Origin of the sequence: Chryseobacterium sp. KACC 21268, assembly GCA_028736075.1 — a bacterium.
Classification (GTDB): Bacteria; Bacteroidota; Bacteroidia; order Flavobacteriales; family Weeksellaceae; genus Epilithonimonas.
The window spans coordinates 855169-877075 of record CP117875.1; the positions used below are offsets into that span (position 1 = coordinate 855169).

Sequence of the window (21907 nt, forward strand, 5' to 3'; positions counted from 1 at the left end):
GATGATGAAATCTTGAATGATTTATGTGTTTAAAATATTCATTCTAACTCTACTAAGCCGGCTTATTAATAATATCCAAAAACTCATTCGTGTGAAACTGGATTTTCATTAATAGATAGTCAACCTTCGCCACCAAGATGTTATGAAAAATATAAGATAGAAATCCTACAACCAGGCCAACTACAGTCGGCGCTAAAGCTTTGTAAAAGTCTGCCGCCAAAAGATTTTGAGAAATCACCGTGTCAGTTTTTGACAAGCCTCCAAAAGTAGAGGCCAAAATCAAAACACCACCAAGAAGTCCAAGCATCGGTGCTGCACCAGAAAGTGTTGCAAGAAATCCGATGTGTTTTTCTGCCTTGTTGAGTTCAATCTGTGCGTGGGTTTCCATTGCGCTGGCAATTTCGCCAACTGGTCTTCCCAATCGGGAAAGGCCTTTTTCCACACTTCTGGATTCTGGCGAATTATCTCTTCTGCAAAAGTCGACAGCGGATTGTACTCTTCCGTCGTTCAAAAGGTCGTTCACATTTTTCAGCAGGTAAGGGTCAACCTGATTTTCGCGGTTGAGTGCAAAAAACTTCTGTCCAAAAAAAACTACAGCCGCAATTCCTAAGAATATCAGGATAATGACCAGCGTAACGCTGAGTAAGCCTCCGCCAAATAAGAATTCCCAAATAGAAGGTTGATTTGCCATAGTTCAAATATTGTTTTTTACAGTTTCAAATTTATGAATAACTTAAAGATTAATCCCGATAGATTGTTGAAAATTTTAAGTAAAGATGATTACCAAAAGTCCTTAGAAAACAATTTTGTAAGTTCCTTTGGATGATACCGATGAAGCTTCTGCTTTCACATATTGTTTCACCCAACTTACCGCCGTGCTTGCCACACAAGGGTCAGAAACGCCGCTGAGACGTTTCGCAGAAGTGACTTTCCCAGATTTGTCCACCGTATAGGAAATGCTGATGCTTCCGCTGGCTTGGCAATCGTGGTTTGGTTGTGCACCACCTCTTCCCATTGTTCCTGGGATGAATCCGACTAATTTTCTATCAACGCCTACCAGACTCGTTCCGTCGCCATCGCCGCCAAGTGGGTCGCCGTAGTTTCCAGGGCCGGTTCCGTTGCCTTGTGAGCCGGATTTTGTGCCTCTTCCTTTCAGAAGATTTCCAATCGCTGCATTTCCACGGCCGTCTCCGGTTGCATTTTCTTTTTTGATGTCACCTTTGGTACTGGTTTTTCCAGGCGTTGTTTTTGTAGAATTGGCAACTGCGGTAGAATTGGTTTTCTCGTTTGATTTCTTGGTCGCGACTGGTGGATTTTTGGTTCTGGTCGGGATTGGAACTGTATTTTCTGGAATGTCTTTGTCAACTTTTTCTTTAGAAACTTTTGCAACTTCCGCTACCACTTCTTTTTCCTCTTTCTTTTCTACGATGGGCGCAGGACTTCCTTCTTCCTCTTTTGGCTCTTCCAGACCTTTGCCGTTTCTGTTGTCACCATAGTTGATGCGCATTTCGGTCAAATCTACCGGAATGATGGTTTCACTATTGACTGCCGTTTTTTTATCTGATTTGATGAAAGAAGCCGGAAGAAAGAACAAAACCGAGAAAATGAAAACGCCGACCACCAAAGCTTTGGTAAGCGTAAACTCATAGTGTTTGCGGTACTCGTAGGCGCCGTAAGCCTTATGTCGGTCTTCGAAAATAATATCATCCAGGTCCTGATACATAGGAAAAGCTTGTTTGCGTTATAAATTAATTTTATAACGATTCGTAAATATAAATATTATTTCCTGAAAAAATTAGTCGTCAACTTCTATCTCGTCCGGACGGAAGTGGCATTTCAATTTGAAAGGGATTGGATTTTCGGAACCTGTGTAGAAATCGGTGATGTTTCCAGTCCAGCAAAGTTGGAGGTCACCTGTTTCGTTTTTATCAAATTTAAGTTCGTTTTCGAATAGGAAAGCATCCTCGTCATCAAAAAGATCAACTTCAGTAAAAATCTCATCTTCGGTGTCTTCTACGATAAAAGTTTGTCCTTCCAATTCAGAAGTTGTTATCGGAAACTCTATGATATCTAATGACAATTGAGGGAAATTGTACTGCAAAGAGTCGTCATCAACGTGATCCAAAGCGTCATCTGTGATGATCTCTACTTCAAGAAAATTTTGAGCATTAATATAAACAGACTTGCAATAAGTATTCTTGATAAAATACTTCAGAGTTTCCTCTGGGTGGTAGATCTTTAGTATTCCTTTCATTATAAGGATAATAAATTATGAAATGATTTTTTTTAATAGTGTTGAACAAAGATAAAAAATAGAATGAAAGTGGAAAATTTTTGTCACTTATTTTTAGTAATAATCATCGAAATTAATAAAAATGTTGATATTGTATTAATGTGGATCTTCGACCCTCAAAATAAACAGGGTGAAATTTTCTGATCATAAAATATTATCTTTACAAGGCTTAAAAATTTATAATGAGACTTATTTATAAGATATTAGCTTTTTCTTTGCTTGCCTTTTCTGTGATTTCCTGCAAAAAGGAAGACTCGCCAATGGTAAAAAATTCAGGATTCGAATCCAACCTGGACACGATTGCTGCCAACTATTACGAGGAATATCTTAAACTTTATCCTCTGGAAGCGACCTCGCAAGGCGACGAAAGATACAATGACCTTTTGCCAAATAATCTAAGCCAGGAATTTATCAAAAACGAGATTGCTTTTTACGACTCGATTCAAAATCAATTGAAGTCTGTGGATTACAACGGTTTGGATAATGACCAAAAAGTGGTTTTCGATGTTTTGGAATATACGTTGATTGATAAACAGGAGCGCTACGCCTATCATCCGGAATATATTCCTTTCACCCAGTTTGGTGGTTTGCCTTTGGATTTTCCGATGTTGGGAAGTGGAAGTGGGATTCAACCCTTTAAAACTGAAAAAGATTATGATAATTGGTTGAAGAGAATCGAACTTTTCCCAGTCTGGATGGATTCTGCAATTGAAAACTTCCGAGCTGGAATTAAAAGTGGAGTTGTTCTGCCAAAATCATTGGTCATCAAAATGGTTCCTCAAATGAAAGCCGAGGAAATCACAACTTTCGATATCGAGAAAAATATTTTCTACGGTCCCATCAAAAATATGCCGAAGGATTTCAAACCAGTTACTTCAAATAAATATGCAAAGCTTTATCAAGATGCCATCAAGAATAAACTGATTCCTGCTTACCTCAAAATGGCGACATTTCTTGAACAAGAATATTTGCCAAAAGCGAGAATAACCGATGGTTACAACGCTTTGCCAAACGGCGCCAACATTTATAATTATTATGTCAAAAGCTGGACAACAACGAATAAAACGCCAGACGAAATCCACAAAACAGGACTTTCGGAAGTAGAGAGACTTCGTGCTGATATGGAAAAAGTGAAGAATCAAGTTGGCTTCAAAGGTTCTTTGGAAGAATTTCTGAACTTCGTGAAAACCGACCCAAAAGCAATGCCTTACAAAACGTCGAAAGAGGTTCTAGCAGGATTCCAATCCATCCTCGACAAAATTACACCGAAGCTGAAAACGATGTTTAACGTCACGCCGAAAACGCCTTTCGAAATTCGTCAAACCGAAAAATATAGAGAAGCGAGCGCGAGTGCAGAATATATTCAGGGAAGTCCGGATGGCAAACGTCCGGGGATTTTTTACACGCCGATTCCTGACCCGACAAAATTCAATGTCACTTCCGGGATGGAATCTTTGTTTCTTCACGAGGCGATTCCAGGTCATCATTATCAGATTTCTCTCCAACAGGAAAATTTGAAATTGCCTAAGTTTCTGAGATTCGGTTGGATTGGTGCTTACGGCGAAGGCTGGGCTTTGTACTGCGAATCGCTCGGGCCAGAATTTGGACTTTACACCGACCCGTACCAGAAAATGGGTTCTTTGAGTGACGAAATGTTGCGCGCTGTTCGTCTGGTTATCGATACTGGAATTCACACCGGGCAAATGTCGCGCGAAGAAGCCATCAAATATTTTCTGAGTAATGTCGCTTACGACGAAGCTGGTGCGACAGCAGAAGTGGAGCGCTATATGGCGATGCCTGGACAAGCTTTGAGCTACAAAACCGGCGCAATGAAAATCCGTGAACTGAGAGAAAAGTATAAATCAGAATTAGGAAAGAAATTCAACATCGCAGATTTTCACGATGAAGTGTTGAGCCAAGGTTGCCTTCCGCTGCAGGTTTTGGAACGTAAAATGAATCTTTGGGCAAAAGATGTAAAGTAAGAATTAGATGAAGAAACAAATCAGAAAAGGATTTAGACAAACCAAATATATTTTTTACCAGGAAACTTTAGTCGATTTCAAAGACCACTTTTGGTCGTTTCTCGGCGCTTTTTTCGGGATTGGAATCATTGCTTTTCTACAATCGCAGCAGATTTCTGAAATTGAAAATGTCTTTCTAATAGGTTCATTCGGCGCATCGAGTGTTTTGATTTATGGTGCGGTGAATAGTCCATTGGCACAACCAAGAAATCTGATTGGAGGACACGTTCTGTCAGCTTTGGTGGGCGTAACGGTTTTTAAATTTTTACCAGAAATTCTTTGGTTGAATGCTTCTATCGCAGTGGCGTCTTCAATCGTCGTAATGCAAATTACAAAAACAATGCATCCGCCTGGTGGCGCAACGGCTTTGATTGCGGTGCTTCCAGCGCAGAAGATTCAGGATTTGGGATATTGGTACGCGTTGTCGCCGGTTTTGAGTGGCGCAGTCATCTTGCTGATTGTCGCTTTGATTTTTAATAATATTCCAAAAGGAAGGAAATATCCGCATCACGTTCGACAATCCAAATATGTTCATATGAGACGAATGCTGAAAAAGAAAAATTAAATGGTTATGACAATCGAAATTTTAAAATCGCTCTACAATCGGGATTTAAACAAACTGAAAGTCGAAATCGAATCTTATCAAAACGAAGAATCGTTTTGGAAAATCGATAAGAATATTTCCAATTCTGGCGGCAATCTTTGCCTTCATTTGCTCGGAAATCTCAATACTTACATCGGCGCAGAACTTGGTAAAACTGGTTATGTGAGACAACGTGATTTGGAATTTTCATTGAAAGACATTCCGAAAACTGAACTTCTCGAGAAACTTGAATCTCTAATAGAAATCGTCGATTCTGCATTAGAAAAATTGTCCGACGAAGATTTGAAAAAAGATTATCCAACAGAAGCTTTAGGCTACAAAATGACAACCGAATATTTCTTAATTCATTTGCTTTCGCATTTGAATTATCATCTTGGACAAATCAATTATCACCGAAGATTACTGGATATTTGATTATTTTTCAAAAAGCATTTTCGTGATAAAATCCTTCTCCTGACTTCCTCTCGCCTGCGAATATTCCCGTCCGTAGAAGATGATTTGAAGGTGCAATTTGTTCCAAACATTTTCCTTCCAAAGACTTTTCGCGTCGCGTTCCGTCTCGACCACATTTTTTCCTTCGGTTAGTTTCCATTGCTTCATCAACCGGTGAATGTGCGTATCAACCGGAAAAGCTGGGAATCCAAACGCCTGACTCATCACCACAGAAGCCGTTTTGTGACCAACGCCAGCCAATTCTTCCAATTCTTCGAAAGTTTGAGGAACGATGGAATTGTGTTTCTCCACAAGAACTTCCGCCATCTTTTTCAAATTTTTCGCTTTGGAATTTGAAAGTCCGATTTCCTTGATGAGTTCTTTGATTTCTTCAACACTCAGTTGCGCCATTTTCTCCGGCGTATCGGCCACCGCAAAAAGCCGAGGCGTGACTTGATTCACTTTTTTGTCGGTCGTCTGAGCGGAAAGAGCGACCGCAACCATCAGCGTGTAAGCGTCTTTGTGGTCCAGCGGAATCGGAACTTCTGGATATAATTTTTCTAATTCTTCCTGAACAATCTTCGCTCTTTGTTTTTTCGTCATTTTTCTTCAATAATTTTTATGGCAGCTTTTCCGCCTTCCGTTCCCGCTTTTTTTGCCAAGCCTTTCCCTATTCAAAAAAGAGCTCCACTCAAGTCGGGCTGCGGATTTCAACATTTATTCAACATTTCACATCAAATCCACGATGCAAAATCTTAGAATGAATTATTTTTGTGTAAAAATAGAAATTATGTTGAAGCTTGGCGATTCTTTACCAGAATTTATCGGAACAAATCAAAACGGAGAATTAATCAATTCTCAAAATCTGAAAGGCAAAAAACTCGTGGTTTTCTTTTATCCAAAAGCCAGCACGCCAGGTTGTACCGTGGAAGCTTGTAATCTACGAGACAATTATTCGTTTTTGAAACAAAAGGGTTTTCAGTTGATTGGCGTAAGTGCAGATTCTGAAAAACGTCAGAAAAATTTCTCTGATAAATATGAATTACCATTTGACGTCATTGCCGATGAAAACCACGATGTCATCAACAAATTCGGAGTTTGGCAGTTGAAGAAATTTATGGGTAGGGAATTTATGGGAATTTTGAGAACGACTTTCGTTTTTGATGAAAACGGAATTTGCATCCAAGTCATTGATAAAGTGAAGACGAAAGACCACGCTGCGCAGATTTTGGAAAATGGATAATCTCTCACAAGTAATTGAGAGTTTTGCTGGTCTAGGAAAACCTTGGACTTTCTATGAATTTGTAATGCATAATTCCCAAATTTCTGAAAAAGAGAAAGATGAATTTTCGAAGATTTATAAAGATGCTTCGGAATTCGAATTGTGGAATTTTTCTGATTTATCTGAAGGCATAAAAAACTCAACTCTCTTTTTAAAGACAAATACTCAACTTAGTGATGAAGCTATAAAGCGAATTGTAAATGCAATAGCTTATGAGTGGAAATAAAAGATTTATTTTATCGGAATCCAAATTTCCTCTTCGGCGAGTTCAATTGAAGGATTGTAATCATCTCCAAAAATCTCAAAATGTGGTCTGTCATCAACCTCAAATTGATTTTCTGGAATGAAAGTTTGGAAAATATAACGGAAAATTTGCGGCCCATTCTCAGCTTTTCCTTTGTAATTGAAAACGAGATATTTTCCTTTTTCTAATTCGAAAGGTTCGAAATCATTGGGAATATTATCAAAATCAGAAACTTCTGCAAGCGCATATTTTGTGAAAGATTGATTGGGCGTGAAATTCTCAGGATAGATCTGAAGCGAAAATAGTTTGTCAGAAATCCGATTGGTAATTTCATTTCTTCTCATCATAAATTTCCGCCAGACCATCGGCGTTTTGTCTTCCTGAAAAGAAGTAGTGATACTGAAACCAATCAATTTTTTAGCTTCGATGATCTCGATTCTGTGAGGTAGATTCATTACAAATTCAATTCGTAAAGATTTAAATACTCGGTGTCATTAGGAATTCTCACGACTTCTTTGAATTTCAGACCTAATTTTTCAATTAATTTGATTGATGAAAAATTCTCTGGCAACGTAATCGCACTTACTTTTTTAATGTCAAATTCATTGATTCCAACATCCATTATTTTTTTCGCCGCTTCATAAGCATAACCTTTTCCTTCGTATTCTTCCAAAAAGGCAAAACCAATATCAACGCCATCAATTCCTTCACGGTCGTACAAACCAACGGTTCCAATTTTTTCATTGTTAGATTTCAGGATTACAACCGCATTTCCAAAGCCTAACCTTTCTATTTGAGGAAGATTCTTTTCGCGCACATATTTCTGTGCATCTTCCAGATTGTGGACATTTCGGTCGCCGATATTTTTCAGCCATTTTTCTGTGTTGAGTAATTTCAAAAGGAATTCGGCATCGTCGATATCAACGAGTTTGATGATGAGGCGTTCGGTTTCGTAAGTTTTTGACATTGTTTTAAAATTAATTTTCTCGCAGATTCTAATGATTGTGCAGACTAATACACTCGAAATCTGTCTAATCTGCAAAATTTGCGAGCGAAAAATTTTCATTTTTAATTCTCATAATATCTCAATTCCTCATTGTCATCGGGAAAAATCACATATCTCTGAAATGTGAGTCCAAGTCTTTCAATTAATCTTTGGGAAGATAGATTTTCATCAGAAGTCATTGCCGAAAGTTTTTCTATTCCGAATTCCGTTTTGACAATTTCCATTAGATTGACTGCGGATTCGTAAGCGTAACCTTTGCCTTCGAAATCTGGGAAGAAAGAAAAACCAATGTCTGGAACATCAATTCCTTCTCGTACGAAAACGCCGACTGCGCCAATTTTTTCATTCAGTTCTTTGTGAATGACGACGTAATTTCCAAAACCTAATTTTTCGATTTGGGGAAGAAAGCGATTCGTGATATATTGTTCTGCATCTTCTTTTGTTCGAAGATTTCGGTCACCAATATGTTTAATGAAAGAAGGAAGATTGTATAATTCCAAAAAGAAGTCTGCGTCTTCTAAATCTGCAGGTTTCAGAATCAATCTTTCGGTTTCGTAGTTTTTCATTTGAGGTAGCTATGTTTTTGTCTGATGCAACCGCGGAATTTTAAACGAAATTTGCTTCTCGATTCTTTGCGATTTCATTAATCAAAAATAAAAAAATTAAGGAACGATAACGGTAAAAATGTACGCCAAAAGGTTCACCAGTAGCACAACGCCGTAAAGGATATTCGTTTTTCCACGGCTTAATGACAGCATCACAGTGTAAAGTGACAAGGCCAAAAGAACCATCGATTTGATATCCAGACCTAGTAACAACGGCATTTCATAAATAATTGAAACCACGGCAACGCAAGGAATCGTCAATCCAATACTCGCAATGGCAGAACCTAATGCTAAATTCAAACTTGTCTGAAATTGGTTTCTTCTTGCGGCTTTTATTGCGGCCATTCCTTCTGGTAAAAGCACGACTGCTGCGATGATGACACCAACTAAGGCTTGTGGCGCGCCTAGATTGTGAACCACGCTTTCAATGGTAGGTGACAAGGCTTTTGCCATTACTACAACGACACCGAGACAAATAAGTAGGAATACCAAACTCATCGTGCTTTCCGTATTGGTTGGTGGTTCGGCGTGTGGCTCGTCGTCGTTTTCGGGAAGGAAGTAATTTCTGTGTCGCACGGTTTGTACCATTAAAAATGTACTGTAAATAACCAATGAGGCCACAGAAAAGAAAATCAATTGCGCTTGGCTGAAGGTTGCGGATAGTTCTGTTGTGGTGTAATTTGGTAAAATCAAAGTCATTACGACAATGGCTACCAAACTTATCAAGGCCATATTTCCGGATGTTCTGGCGAAAAATTGTTCTTTGAATTTGAGTCCGCCAACTAAAAGACAAGCGCCGAGAATTCCATTCAGAATTAACATTACGGCGGCGAAAACGGTGTCTCTGGCCAATGTGCTGGTTTCTTTCCCGCCAGCTACCATTAATGAGACAATCAATCCAACTTCCAGAACTGTAATAGCGATTGCCAGGATAATCGTTCCAAAAGGTTCTCCCACTTTATGCGCTACCACTTCGGCGTGATGTACGGCGGCCAGAACGGAGCTTATCAGAAGCAAGCTTCCTAAAGTTGCGAGCCACGCATTGTCATCAACAATACCAAAAAAATAGTAGGCGAGGGATAATAAAGGGAAAATGAAGGACCAGTGAAGTAAAGTCTTTAAACTCATAAAAAATGATTTCTCTAATTTACAAAAAAAATATTTAGCGATTATTCATTTTACCCAACAAAAAAGCCACCAAAATTGGTGGCTTGTGAATATTTGATATAAAATTATTTTACCAAAGTCAGCTCGCTAATCAATCGAGTTGCGCCAGCATATTTGTCGATTACCCAAAGTACGTAACGAACATCCACGTTGATTGTTCTCTGTAAATTTGGTTCGAAAACGATGTCGCCACTCAAAGCTTCACTGTTTCCATCGAAGGCAAGACCTAGCAAATTCCCGTTTCCGTCGATGATTGGAGAACCTGAATTTCCACCTGTAATATCATTGTTTGACAAGAAGTTGATTGGCATAAATCCTTGTTTGTCTGCATATTGACCGTAGTCTTTTTTCTTAGCAAGGTCTAGGACTTTTTTCGGAAGGTCAAATTCCTCATCGCCTTTTTTGTATTTGGCCACCATTCCGTTGATGTCGGTGTAGTAGTTTTCTTTGATGCCTTTGTAGTTTCTGTCAGACCTTGTAGGAAGCGTTTGAACTGTTCCGTAAGTCAGTCTCATTGTAGAGTTGGCGTCTGGATAGAACACTTTTTCCGGTTGCGCTTTTCTGAGTCCGTCTAAGAAAAGTCTGCTGTTTTTAGCAAAGTTCTCATCGATTTTAGCATATTTTTCAGTGCCTAGCTTTTGGTCTTCTACCACGCCGTTTACGAATTGTCTCAATTTATCAGCGTCTATTTTCAGTCTGTCTGGATTCTCGATGAAAGCCAAAGCTGATTTTTTATTAGCAAAAATAGATTCGTAAGCCAAAGTTGAAAGGTTGTTCACATCTGCAGCCAAAATAGTTGGAGAAGCAAATTCCTTAGAAACTTTTGTTTTGTAAAGAGAAGTCAGTTTCACCAACATATCACCTTCCACATTGTCGTGGAAACCATCGTAAGCTTTTTCTACTGCCTCAAGAACTTTTGCTTTCATCGCTGTTTTCCCAGCTTCGTCCTGGTCAGCATAAGTTTTGAAAAGACTTCCTAATTGATAAGTCGTTGCGATGTAATGTGCATTTCTCTGTAAAATAGACGCATAGTTACGTTCTACATTTCTCCCCGAAATTTGCTGATAATAAGCCTTGATTTCTGGTAAAACGGCATAATAAGTTTGCTCGTTTGGAGATTGAGCGGCCCATTGCGTGTAGATTTGTTCTGTTTTTTGTTTTTCAGAGATTGTTCCGTTTTTGATGACAGCGTCAATCGTTCCCTGTCTGTTTTTCCAGTAATTGGCAACACTGGCGTACTGGGAAGCATAATCCAACTGAGTCGTTTTGTCCTTGTCCATATACTTCTTCATCACATCCATTGCCACTTTGGAAGCTTCTACCCAAGCTGGATAATCTTTATTTACCATTTGCTCGATTCCGAAAGAGGTCAAGTAACGGTTTGTTCTTCCAGGATATCCAAGAATCATAGTGAAATCTCCAGGCTTGTAACCTTTAAGAGAAACTGGCAAGAAGTGTTTTGGTTTCAATGGAACGTTAGCTTCAGAATATTCTGCTGGATTTCCATTGGCATCACCATAAGCACGGAAAACGGTGAAATCTGCCGTGTGTCTTGGCCATTCCCAGTTGTCTGTATCGCCACCAAATTTCCCAAGAGAGGAAGGTGGTGCACCAACTAATCTGATATCTTTATAATCTTGATATACAAAATAATAGAACTCATTCCCGTTGAAGAAATCTCTCACGACAACCGTATAGTTTCCGTTCTCAGAGTTTTCTGTCTGGATAGCTTTTGATTCTGCATCAATTACTGCTTTTCTGTCAGCAGCAGACATATTGTTGTTCAGTTTTGCATTGATTCTTGCAGAAACGTCATCCATTCTCACAAGAAATCTCACGTAAAGACCTTTCGCATTGAATTCCTCATTCGGTTTCATAGCCCAGAATCCATTTTTCAGATAATCTTTTTCAGGCGTAGAAGCTGCAGCAACAGCATCGTAACCACAGTGGTGATTGGTAAAAATCAGACCTTGGCTGGAAACCATCTCGCCTGTACAGAAACCGCCGAAACTTACGATGGCATCCTTCAAACTGGAGTTGTTCACAGAATAGATTTCTTCCGGAGTCAGGTGCAGACCTTCTTTCTGCATATCCACGCCGTTCAGACGTTTTACAAGCATCAGAAGCCACATTCCTTCGTCTGCTCTCATTTGCGCAAAGCTCAATAAAAAAGTCAGCGCCAAAAATATTTTTTTCATAATAGAAATTTATTTTAATGGGGCTAATTTACTCATTATTTTAAATCTAATGGTATGAATTTGGATAAGAGATTAGGCAAAGTTCAAAGTATGAAATTTCTACAGTCAATCGGTATTTTATCATTAATATTACTTCTTACAGTTTCTTGTAAATCATCAAAAAATCCGATGTCAGGAATGCAGAATCTTCACAAAAAATGGATGCTCGTTGAGTATAAAGATTTTACAAAGGAGGAATTGGTAAAACTAGAAGCCAATATTGATTTGACAAAAAATTCAGAATCGCCGAATCGTTACACCGCAAAAATGGGTTGCAACGGAATATTTTTCAATGCAGATTTCAACAACGGAAAGGCGAAATTTTCAGGCGTTGGTTCTACGATGATGTATTGTGACGGGCGAATGAAATTGGAAGAAGCATTTGGAAAAGCCTTACCAAATATGACAGAGTACAAAATTGAAGGACATTTCTTAACTTTATCAAATGCAAGTGGCGACAAAATGAAATTTGTTGAACAAGATTGGGATTAAGAATTTGAAAATAAATATCACTAAATCAATTTAATAAAATCAAAATAAAAAATTATGAAAAGAAGTGCAAAAGCAGTCTGGAAAGGCACAGTAAAAGACGGAAGTGGTGTTTTAACGACACAAAGTACAACGCTTAACGATACGCAGTATTCATTCAAAAGCAGATTTGAAGATGGTGTTGGAACCAATCCGGAAGAATTATTGGCAGCAGCTCACGCAGGTTGTTTCACGATGAAAACTTCGGCGTTATTGTCAGAAGCTGGTTATAATCCGGAAACTTTGGAAACCGATTGCAAAATCAGTTTGGTTGATGGAAAAGTGACTTTGTCAGAATTGACACTCAACGCAAAAATCCCTGGAATTTCTGAAGAAGATTTCCAAAAAATTGCAGCGGAAGCGAAAGAAACTTGCCCAATCAGCGTCGCATTAAGTTTCGAAAAAACATTAACTGCAACGTTAGCTTAATTGAAAAATCGACTTTCAAATTTAAAGTAGAAAATAAAAAACCAAAGTTCATCTTTGGTTTTTTTGTCGAAAAATAGTATCTTGTCAGAATCAGAAATTTAATTTTATAAATGATAGAAAATAAAGAACATCAGTATGAAAAAGCGGTTTTGGTTGGTCTAATAACCCAAAATCAAAGCGAAGATAAACTGATAGAATATATGGACGAACTGGAGTTTCTGGCTTTCACAGCTGGCGCTACTGTTGATAAACGTTTTACCCAAAGACTTACTCAGCCAGATTCTAAAACCTTCGTTGGTAAGGGGAAAATGGAGGAAATCCGTGATTATATAAAAGAGCAGAAAATCGGAACAGTCATTTTTGATGATGAATTGTCGCCGTCTCAATTGAAGAATCTGGAGCGCGAGATGGAAGTCAAAGTTCTCGATAGAACCAATTTGATTCTCGATATTTTTGCCCAAAGAGCTCAAACTTCTTACGCAAGAACGCAGGTGGAACTAGCTCAATATCAATATCTTTTGCCAAGATTGAGCAGGATGTGGTCTCACTTAGATAAACAAAAAGGGGGAATCGGGATGCGTGGACCTGGAGAAACGGAAATCGAAACCGATAGAAGGATTATCCGTGACCGAATCACCTTGTTGAAAGACAAATTGAAGGTCATCGACAAACAAATGGGAACGCAACGTAACAACCGTGGAAAAATGGTTCGTACAGCGCTCGTTGGTTACACGAATGTTGGGAAATCTACCTTAATGAACGCCTTGTCAAAATCCGATGTTTTCGCTGAAAATAAATTGTTTGCAACGCTTGACACAACGGTTCGTAAAGTTGTGATTGGAAATTTGCCTTTCCTTTTGACGGACACGGTTGGATTCATAAGAAAGTTGCCGACTCAGTTGGTAGAAAGTTTCAAATCGACTTTGGATGAGGTTCGTGAAGCGGATTTGCTGATTCACGTTGTTGATATTTCCCACGAGAGTTTCGAAGACCACATTAATTCAGTGAACGAAATTCTTCAGGAAATCGATGCGCATCAGAAACCGATGATTATGGTTTTCAACAAAATCGATGATTTCAGTTATGAGAAAAAGGACGAAGATGATTTGATGCCTGGTTCTCACAAAAATATTTCTCTGGAAGAATGGAAAAAAACGTGGATGGCAAAATCCAAATTCCCAACCGTTTTCATTTCAGCTTTGACGAAGGAAAATTTCCCGGAGATGAAAAAAATGATTTACGATGAGGTCCACAGGATTCACATTTCCCGTTTCCCTTACAACGATTTGCTGTTCGAATATTTTGAGGACGAAGAAGAAGTCAATGAATAGAATCTTTTTATTTTTCTTTTTGATGATGGCGACTTTTGGGTTTTCTCAGAAGTCAAAAATCAATTTGGATAATATCAAGAAAGAGATTGCGGACAAAGAATCCGATTTTTACTACGAGAAGATGCTTTTCAAATACAAAGCCTTGCCCAAATCCATAGACAGCATTGAAGCTAAGCATTTGTACTACGGCAGGGCTTTCTTAGAAAAAACTGTTTCTACAAGCGATGACGAATTCAAAAAATTATTGAAGGATTTTAACAAAAAGAATTATCCGGAAACCATCGCAAAGACCAGAGATTTGCTTGCAAAAGACCCGACCAATCTGGATTTGCTGATGATAATGCTGCAATGTTATGATAAACTGCAGGATGTGAAAAACTTCAGTTACTATCTCAGTCAGTTCAAATTGCTGACGAGCGCCATCTTAGATTCTGGCGATGGAAAGTCGGAAGATTCCGCATACGTTGTCAACTCTGTCGGCGACGAATATATTTTAATCAATGTCATCCAGATTCCTAGACAAGCCTCCAGGTCGTCCAAACCTGCAACTGGCGGAATGTTTGACATTTGGGAAAACAACAATACAAAAACCTACATCAAAGTCATTTATAACGACTTAATGGAGTCTAAATTTAGATAAAACAAAAATATTAATGGAGTTATATTACTCATTCTCAGTCCTAATCGTTTTAGCATCACTATTTGCTTACATCAATCACAGAATTCTAAAATTGCCAAGTGCGATTGGAATTATGGTCATCGCTATTGTCGTTTCTGTCACTTTGGTTGCGTCTGGCGATAATTTTTTACCAAAGACCACCAGCCATTTGACCGAACTAATCAACAATTTTGATTTCACCGAAGTTCTGATGGGCGCAATGTTAAATTTCCTGCTTTTCGCTGGCGGAATCCATATTAACATCAAAGATTTAAAGGAACAATTTGGTCCAGTCGTGATATTTTCGACGGTCGGCGTGATTATTTCCACGTTTGCTGTCGCTTTTGGCGCTTATTATCTGTTGCCTTTTGCTGGTGTTCAGATTCCCTTTATTTACTGTTTGGTTTTCGGCGCATTGATTTCCCCGACCGACCCAGTGGCGGTTCTAAGTATTTTGAAGCAGGCAAATGTTTCGAAATCATTGGAAACCAAAGTGGCCGGAGAATCACTTTTCAATGATGGTATGGCGGTCGTGGTTTTCACGGTTGTACTACAACTGGCCATCGGAAAAGAAATCGATTTGAATGTCGAAAGCATCGGCTTGCTACTTCTTCGTGAAGCTGGTGGTGGATTGCTTTTAGGTGTTCTTCTTGGATTATCCGCTTCCAGAGCGATGCGGATGGTGGATGACTATATTATTTCCGTATTAATCACATTATCAGTCGTTATGGGCGGTTACTTGATTGCTCACGAGATGCATATTTCTGCACCTTTGGCGATGGTTGCTGCCGGATTATTTATGGGGAATTTCAGCGAAAGTTTCAAAATGAAATCCGAAACGCAGGATTATTTGATTAAATTCTGGGAATTGATTGATGAAATTATGAACGCCGTTCTGTTCCTGTTTATTGGTTTTGAATTACTGTTAATCAAAGACTTAAATGAATATTTGGTTGCTGGCGGAATTTGTATTTTAATCGTTTTATTGGCGCGTTGGGTGGCGATTTTTGTTCCGACGAAGTTTATGTCATTGAGATATCGATTCAGTCCACAAACTGTGAAAGTTCTGGTTTGGGGTGGAATCCGTGGTGGTGTTTCCATAGCCTTGGCATTGTCGATTCCCCAAAATGAATATAACAAAATCATTATTAGTATCACGTATTGTGTCGTAGTCTTTTCGATTGTAGTTCAAGGTCTTACGATTGGAAAAGTAGCCAATCCGAATAAGATTGCAGTAGAGGAAAAAATTTTAGAAGACGTCAAGTAATTATTTAAAAATGAAAGTCATAGACATCGAAAACTGGAAGAGAAAAGAACATTTCCAATTCTTTTCCGGAATGAAAAGTCCCTATTTTGGAATCGTAACCGAAGTTGATTGTACCGAAACATTTCAATTGGCAAAAGAGAATAACGAATCTTTCTTTGCTCATTATCTTCACAAATCAATGAAAGCCGTCAACTCAATTGAAGAATTTGGTTATCGGATTGTAAATGATAAAGTTATAGCCTTTGATGTAGTACACGCTGGTTCTACAATTGGACGAAATGACGGAACGTTTGGATTCTCTTATTTCGAATATTCCGATGATTTTCAAATCTTTAACCAGAATTTGCAAAATGAAATTGACGAGGTTCAAAATTCAACAGGTTTGAGGATTAAAAACGAATCACTTCCGCCCAATCATATCCGACATTCCACTATGCCTTGGACGACTTTTACAGGTTTGCTTCATCCGACAGATTTCGACCCAAAAGAATCGATTCCCAAAATTGTTTTCGGAAAATTCTCAGAGAAAGATGGCCGAAAAATGCTACCAGTTTCTATCGAAGGACATCACGGTTTGATGGATGGTTTTCATCTGGCGAAGTATTTGGAAGCGTTTCAGAAGGAATTAAATTTAGGATAAATGTCATTGTTAAAAGAAGTTAAACAAGCTTTATCAGATTTATCGATTCCTGAAAATGTAGAAATTTTGCAAAAATTCTTCAAAACGGGAAAAGGAGAGTATGCTGAAGGTGATTTGTTCATCGGTGTGCGAGTTCCTGACCAACGAAAAGTCGCAAAGGAATTCTATAACAAAATTTCTCTTGAAGAATTAAGCGAACTTTTGTCATCCAAATATCACGAGCATCGTTTGACGGCTTTGCTGATGTTGATTCTGAAATTTGAAAAGTCAAAAGAAAAATCCCTGCAAAAAGAAATCATCGATTTTTATTTGAGCCATCTCGATTTTATTAATAATTGGGATTTGGTGGATACATCGTGTTACAAGATTTTGGGGCGGTATTGTTTTGAAAATCAAGAAGAAAAGCTGTTAATCGATTTGTCGAATTCTGATAAAATGTGGAAAAAACGAATCGCAATTGTTGGAACGATGCATTACATCAAGAAAGGAAGTTTCGAACTCACGAAAGAATTTGCTGAGCGAAATCTACATCATCCACACGATTTGATGCACAAGGCCAACGGCTGGCTTCTCCGCGAAATGGGAAATAAAAACGAACAGGAATTGTTGGGTTTCCTCAATTTGCATTACAAAGAAATGCCAAGAACTTGCCTGCGATACGCGATTGAAAAACTGGATGAAAGTTTGCGTCAGGATTATTTGAAAGGAAGGATTTGATTAAATATCGGGGAAATTTACAATCACCAGAATTCTTGGCGCAGAAATGGATTTGAAAAATCGAATGAAAGATTAATCGTGAATTACGGCTTCAAACGCATTTTTCTTCATTGAAAAAATTACCTTTGTTAAAACTCAATTCCTAATTCTGTGAAGATTATCAAATATTTTTTTCTTTTCTGCATTTTCTTTAGCCTGACAAGTTGCTTCGATATTATTGATAAAATAAGTCTGAGAGCCGATGGAAGCGGAGAATATGCCGTGATTCTGAATGCCAGCAAAAGCAAAACGCGTCTTCAATCCATTTCAAAAATGGAAACCATCAACGGTAAAAAAGTTCCTAAAAAACCGGAGATTGAAAATAAAGTGAATCAGGCTTCCAACATTTTCAAAAGCGTACAGGGAATCAGCAATGTGAAAACGAGTTTGGATTTTGATAATTTCATTATTAAACTGAGTTGTAACTTTAAGAAAATCGAAAATATCAATGCAGGTTTGGAACAATTGAAAGCCAAAAACATCATCGGAAAGACGGTTCCGACACAATTGTACAAACAAAATGTTGCTGAAAAAACTTTCATCAGAAACAAAATCGGAAGTTATAAAAATGATTACGACAAGCTGAGCAAAGCCGACAAAGAGGTTTTCAGCGATGCGACTTACACGTCAATTTTACAATTCGAAAACGTGATAAAATCTCAGACCAACAATTCTTACATAGTGTCACCCAACAAAAAAGCAATAAAACTGAATGGGAATATTCTGGATTTTATCCTTCAGAAAAAACAGATTCAAAACACCATCTCATTAAACTAATCCAAGAAAAACATTAAAACTATGAAATCAATTTTACTCAAAAAACAACTCGTGTTTTTCTTGATATTTTGTTGCGCTTTTGCGTTTTCTCAAACCAAAATTCAGGTTCCTGCGAGCTCCGTATTTTATATGGAAGTCAATGGAAAACTGCTGAACAGCAAAACCAACTGGCAAAAACTCAATCCAATTTTACAAAATCTGAATAAGAATGACCAAGAGAAACCAACCTGGAAAGACTTCTCGGACACAGGAATTAAAAATGATGCGAAACAGTATCACTATATCAATTTCAATGATTCTATCAAGAGTTACACAGCGCATTTGATTTTGGAAGATGCAACGAAGTTTGTAGAATTCATCAAGGTTTCATCAAAGAAAGAATTGGAAATCACGAAGAAAAACAAATATTCTTTCACCAATTTGAATGACGATACTTTTGTGGCTTGGGACGGAAAAAGAGCTGTGATTTCTGGAATTAGCTACACGAAGAAATTTCCAAAATTCGATTATGATTATGCTGCTGACAGTACAGTAGTTGTAAGTGTAGAAGAACCTCCGATGATAGATAGTGCCTATGCAGAACCAGATTCCACTTACTATGAACCAGAAAAACCTTTCAATTACAAAGATGAAATCCAATATTTGAAGGACGAAATCAAATATCAAAAAGCGGACATCAAGGAACATCAAGAGGAAATTGTTCGCCTCCAAAAAGATATCAAATATCTAGAGAAACACCATAAATATCCGGAAGAGAAAAAAGCAACGACGGAATTGGATGAAGTTGCCTCTGCAAAACCGACTGAGGAATACGACGAGGAAGCAGAAGATTTGGCCTATCAAAAGGAAATGGATTCTATCAAAGCTGCAGATTTCAAAATCGTGAAAGCCTTTGCAGAAAAGGATTTTGACAGATATTTTGATTCCAATATGGAAGTTGAAGTTCCAAAGGAAATGGTCAAATTCCAGGACGCGAATTCGGATGTTTTCGTTTATTCCAATTATGGTGAGATTGTCAAAAATGGTGCTTATAAAGATTTGGCGAAGCTTTACAATTTCGGGGATTTGATTGATAATCTGTACAATTCCAATTCGTCTTACAATTTGTATTTTGATAAAAATAAAGTAAAAGTAATAAGTAATTATCAACACAAAGACAGCGAAATTCAGAAGCGTTTTTCAGCGCTTTACAATGGTAAGAAGAATAAAAAACTAATGTCCCTGATTTCCGACAAAAGTGTTGGTTATTATGCGATAAACGTTGATGGACACAAGTATTTTGATTTGATGTACAGTTTATTCGAAAGCAAAAATGATACGGGCAAATATCAAAAAGAGCTGGAACTGATGATGGAAACGATTAAGATAGTTTTGGACGAAGAAGCCATCTCAAAAATCGCTCCCGGAAACGGCGTTTTTGTATTGAATGCGCTGAATACCAAAAAGGTAGAATACACAGATTATGAATATGATGATAGCTTCAACGACAAAGAAATTAAGAAAACTAAGGATGTTGTTGTTCCAGATTTCACCTTTGCTTTTGCAACTGAGAACGAAAATTACTGGAAACGTGTTTTCGAAGTATTGACAACGAACAAAGAATTATCGCAAAAATTTGCTAAGAATGGCGATATCTATTATCTGAAAAAAGACCCAAAAAACAGCAATTACATCGACCAAGTTTATTTCACGGTCAAAGAAAACATCGTTTATTTAACGACGTCGCTGGAGAATCTTGTTCCTAAAAAACAATCTGCCGTTTCGCAAAAATGGGCGAAAGATGCGGCAAAACATCCTTCCTCGGGAACAATCAATATGCAGCGATTGTTGCAAGGTTTGGAGAAGGAATTCACAACGATTTCTCAGAAAGAAGGATTTAATCTTTTCCGAAAAAATATCGGTGATGTCTATTTCAAAAGTGAGGTGAAAAAAGAAAGTATTGAAACAGAATTCAACTACACCACGCCAAATTCTTCCGAAAATAGTTTGATGTATTTCTTCGATTTTTGTAATGATTTGATTAAGATTTCTGAGAAAGAAACGTCAACCGCTTTGTAAATGAAAAGAGCAATCATCCTTCTTGCAGTCCTGTTTTTTGTCGCGGTTGTCGGCTATTTTTTCTGGTCTCTGAAAGATAAGGATTTGAAGGCTGTTCCTAGAAACGCGGATGTTTTGGTTTTGGTCGATTTTAAAAAATTGTCAGAAGAATACATTTTGACTTTACTAAAAAATCCTTCCAAATGGTTTGAAACTTCAAAAGGTTCTTTTAAAAATAGTGGCGTAGAAGTTCCAGATTATGTTCAGATTTTCCATTTGAAAGACACCAGTTTCTCTGAATGGTACAGCGTTTTTGAAATTTCGGATAAAGAAAAACTTGTCAAATTTTTGAACGAGAAAGGTTTTAAATTAATTAAAAATAATCTCTACAAAAAGAACCAATTTTCTGTAAAAATCGAAGCTTCAAAGTGTGTTGTCGGATTTTCAAATTCAAATTTTGAAAAAACGACGGCTGAAATTTTCAATTCAAAATTCAAAAATTTGTACGCTGACGAATTGATAAATAACTCAATTGCCAGCGTTTCTTACTTTGCCAAATCCAAGATTCAAAAGTTTGCAGTTTATATGAATGATGAGAATATCGAAATCAAAACGAAAAGTTTAGACGACCATTTTTCATCGATGATTTCAGATTTGGACAAGCAAACATCGTTTTTGAAGTTAGAGTTGGATTCAACCAACATAAAATTTGCATCCGCATTATTCAATAAAAAACTGAGCGATTCCATAAAAATCAATTCGCTTTCTGCCGTTGCAGAAGTGGAAATGGTCAAAGATAAAATCATCAGTTATAGTTATGATGACGATTTCAATGAAGTGGAAAAGGTGAGTTATCAGCAGATTCTGCAACCCAATTATTCCATCAATTTGCAAAGTTGGGAATCGGAAAATCTCTGGTTGTATTTCCAGCAGAAGAATTGGATTAATGCTCAAAGTCAGTTCACGCCAATTCCTTTTCAGCCGAATGTCATTAAGAAAAACGGAAGCGACATTTCAATTAGTTCTACAAGAAAAGCAATAGATTTTGGACAGCGTTTTTCCGGCAATTATGTTTTTTTTAAAAATAATCCGTTATTAATTAAATCAATCAAATCGCTTTCGGCTTCGGAAAAGAAAGCCATTTCGAATATCGATTACAGTTTTTATGGCAACAAAGGCGATTATTTTTACTTGAACATTAACTTTAAAAAAGAAAAATTACCACTTATTTTGAGATGGTAAAATGAAAAAGATTAGATGGATTATTTAGAGTTTTTCCCTTTAAGAACGGCGGTTCATTACTTTTTGCACTTCATTTTTCCCGCCGTGATTGCCTACGTTTTTTTCAAGAAAGATTGGCGAAAAGCTTATCTGATAATGTTGGGAACGATGCTTGTGGATGCAGACCATCTTCTCAGTACACCGATTTTTGCGCCAGAGCGACTTAGCATCAATTTCCATCTTTTTCACACGTATTGGGCGATGGGAATTTACGTTTTGCTTTTGTTTTTCAAAGGCGTTCCAAGAATTATCGGTGTTGGATTATTATTCCATATGTTGACGGATTGGATTGATTTTCAGTTAATAATGTAA

General features: G+C 37.7%; 25 protein-coding genes. 16 read left to right on the forward strand and 9 right to left on the reverse strand.

Annotated features, from left to right (window positions below; genetic code table 11):
* Positions 1–52 precede the first annotated feature (52 nt).
* The 3 genes from PQ459_04070 to PQ459_04080 all read right to left on the reverse strand — a co-directional run bounded on the left by PQ459_04070 (position 53) and on the right by PQ459_04080 (position 2254).
* On the reverse strand, positions 53–691 hold the full coding sequence (locus PQ459_04070) for a MotA/TolQ/ExbB proton channel family protein (protein WDF47666.1): 639 nt from the start codon (positions 689–691) through the stop codon (positions 53–55).
* Positions 692–793: 102 nt separating this feature from the next.
* The gene (locus PQ459_04075) at positions 794–1723 is read right to left on the reverse strand and encodes a ferric siderophore ABC transporter substrate-binding protein (protein ID WDF47667.1); all 930 of its coding nucleotides are present in this window, start codon (positions 1721–1723) and stop codon (positions 794–796) included.
* A 72-nt stretch (positions 1724–1795) separates the two neighbouring features.
* Positions 1796–2254, reverse strand: a complete 459-nt coding sequence (locus PQ459_04080; GenBank protein ID WDF47668.1) for a hypothetical protein — start codon at positions 2252–2254, stop codon at positions 1796–1798.
* A gap of 221 nt (positions 2255–2475) precedes the next feature.
* Here PQ459_04080 and PQ459_04085 point away from each other — a divergent pair, with 221 nt between their 5' ends.
* From PQ459_04085 to PQ459_04095, 3 genes are read left to right on the forward strand one after another with little or no spacing between them, the layout of a single operon-like run.
* Positions 2476–4275, forward strand: a complete 1800-nt coding sequence (locus PQ459_04085; GenBank protein ID WDF47669.1) for a DUF885 domain-containing protein — start codon at positions 2476–2478, stop codon at positions 4273–4275.
* A gap of 7 nt (positions 4276–4282) precedes the next feature.
* Positions 4283–4879, forward strand: a complete 597-nt coding sequence (locus PQ459_04090) for an HPP family protein (GenBank protein WDF47670.1) — start codon at positions 4283–4285, stop codon at positions 4877–4879.
* A gap of 6 nt (positions 4880–4885) precedes the next feature.
* Positions 4886–5332, forward strand: coding sequence for a DinB family protein (locus tag PQ459_04095; protein WDF47671.1), 447 nt, complete (start codon positions 4886–4888; stop codon positions 5330–5332).
* Here the strand turns inward: PQ459_04095 and nth are convergent, their stop codons facing one another.
* On the reverse strand, positions 5333–5953 hold the full coding sequence (gene nth, locus PQ459_04100; protein ID WDF47672.1) for an endonuclease III: 621 nt from the start codon (positions 5951–5953) through the stop codon (positions 5333–5335).
* 187 nt (positions 5954–6140) lie between these two features.
* Here nth and bcp point away from each other — a divergent pair, with 187 nt between their 5' ends.
* Positions 6141–6593: a thioredoxin-dependent thiol peroxidase gene (gene bcp / locus PQ459_04105; protein ID WDF48686.1), complete on the forward strand. Its 453-nt coding sequence runs from the start codon at positions 6141–6143 to the stop codon at positions 6591–6593.
* A complete protein-coding gene (locus PQ459_04110) occupies positions 6586–6858 on the forward strand; it encodes a hypothetical protein (GenBank protein WDF47673.1) in 273 nt (90 codons plus the stop codon). Before bcp ends, PQ459_04110 begins: the two co-directional genes overlap by 8 nt.
* Positions 6859–6863: 5 nt before the next feature.
* On the opposite strand, the gene PQ459_04115 is transcribed toward PQ459_04110, so the two are convergent.
* From PQ459_04115 to PQ459_04135, 5 genes are all read right to left on the reverse strand, one after another.
* Complete coding sequence (locus PQ459_04115) at positions 6864–7331, reverse strand: GyrI-like domain-containing protein (GenBank protein WDF47674.1); 468 nt, start codon at positions 7329–7331, stop codon at positions 6864–6866.
* Positions 7331–7843: a GNAT family N-acetyltransferase gene (locus PQ459_04120; GenBank protein WDF47675.1), complete on the reverse strand. Its 513-nt coding sequence runs from the start codon at positions 7841–7843 to the stop codon at positions 7331–7333. The genes PQ459_04115 and PQ459_04120 overlap by 1 nt, the downstream gene beginning before the upstream one ends.
* A 101-nt stretch (positions 7844–7944) precedes the next feature.
* A complete protein-coding gene (locus tag PQ459_04125; GenBank protein ID WDF47676.1) occupies positions 7945–8448 on the reverse strand; it encodes a GNAT family N-acetyltransferase in 504 nt (167 codons plus the stop codon).
* A gap of 96 nt (positions 8449–8544) precedes the next feature.
* On the reverse strand, positions 8545–9615 hold the full coding sequence (locus tag PQ459_04130) for an ionic transporter y4hA (protein ID WDF47677.1): 1071 nt from the start codon (positions 9613–9615) through the stop codon (positions 8545–8547).
* A gap of 104 nt (positions 9616–9719) precedes the next feature.
* A complete protein-coding gene (locus PQ459_04135) occupies positions 9720–11852 on the reverse strand; it encodes a S46 family peptidase (GenBank protein WDF47678.1) in 2133 nt (710 codons plus the stop codon).
* A 90-nt stretch (positions 11853–11942) separates the two neighbouring features.
* Between PQ459_04135 and PQ459_04140 the strand changes: the two genes are divergently transcribed.
* The 11 genes from PQ459_04140 to PQ459_04190 all read left to right on the forward strand — a co-directional run bounded on the left by PQ459_04140 (position 11943) and on the right by PQ459_04190 (position 21907).
* Positions 11943–12383, forward strand: a complete 441-nt coding sequence (locus PQ459_04140; protein WDF47679.1) for an META domain-containing protein — start codon at positions 11943–11945, stop codon at positions 12381–12383.
* A gap of 54 nt (positions 12384–12437) precedes the next feature.
* A complete protein-coding gene (locus tag PQ459_04145; protein ID WDF47680.1) occupies positions 12438–12848 on the forward strand; it encodes an OsmC family protein in 411 nt (136 codons plus the stop codon).
* Between the two features lie 110 nt (positions 12849–12958).
* Positions 12959–14179 (forward strand): GTPase HflX, encoded by a 1221-nt coding sequence (hflX, locus tag PQ459_04150; GenBank protein ID WDF47681.1) that lies wholly within the window; start codon positions 12959–12961, stop codon positions 14177–14179.
* The gene (locus PQ459_04155) at positions 14172–14819 is read left to right on the forward strand and encodes a DUF4919 domain-containing protein (protein WDF47682.1); all 648 of its coding nucleotides are present in this window, start codon (positions 14172–14174) and stop codon (positions 14817–14819) included. Before hflX ends, PQ459_04155 begins: the two co-directional genes overlap by 8 nt.
* Before the next feature lie 13 nt (positions 14820–14832).
* The gene (locus PQ459_04160; protein WDF47683.1) at positions 14833–16104 is read left to right on the forward strand and encodes a sodium:proton antiporter; all 1272 of its coding nucleotides are present in this window, start codon (positions 14833–14835) and stop codon (positions 16102–16104) included.
* Positions 16105–16114: 10 nt separating this feature from the next.
* Positions 16115–16744, forward strand: a complete 630-nt coding sequence (locus tag PQ459_04165; protein ID WDF47684.1) for a chloramphenicol acetyltransferase — start codon at positions 16115–16117, stop codon at positions 16742–16744.
* Positions 16745–17461, forward strand: coding sequence for a DNA alkylation repair protein (locus tag PQ459_04170; GenBank protein WDF47685.1), 717 nt, complete (start codon positions 16745–16747; stop codon positions 17459–17461).
* Positions 17462–17611: 150 nt separating this feature from the next.
* On the forward strand, positions 17612–18277 hold the full coding sequence (locus PQ459_04175) for a hypothetical protein (protein WDF47686.1): 666 nt from the start codon (positions 17612–17614) through the stop codon (positions 18275–18277).
* A gap of 21 nt (positions 18278–18298) precedes the next feature.
* A complete protein-coding gene (locus PQ459_04180; protein WDF47687.1) occupies positions 18299–20335 on the forward strand; it encodes a hypothetical protein in 2037 nt (678 codons plus the stop codon).
* Positions 20336–21556, forward strand: a complete 1221-nt coding sequence (locus PQ459_04185) for a hypothetical protein (GenBank protein WDF47688.1) — start codon at positions 20336–20338, stop codon at positions 21554–21556.
* Between the two features lie 15 nt (positions 21557–21571).
* The gene (locus PQ459_04190; protein WDF47689.1) at positions 21572–21907 is read left to right on the forward strand and encodes a DUF6122 family protein; all 336 of its coding nucleotides are present in this window, start codon (positions 21572–21574) and stop codon (positions 21905–21907) included.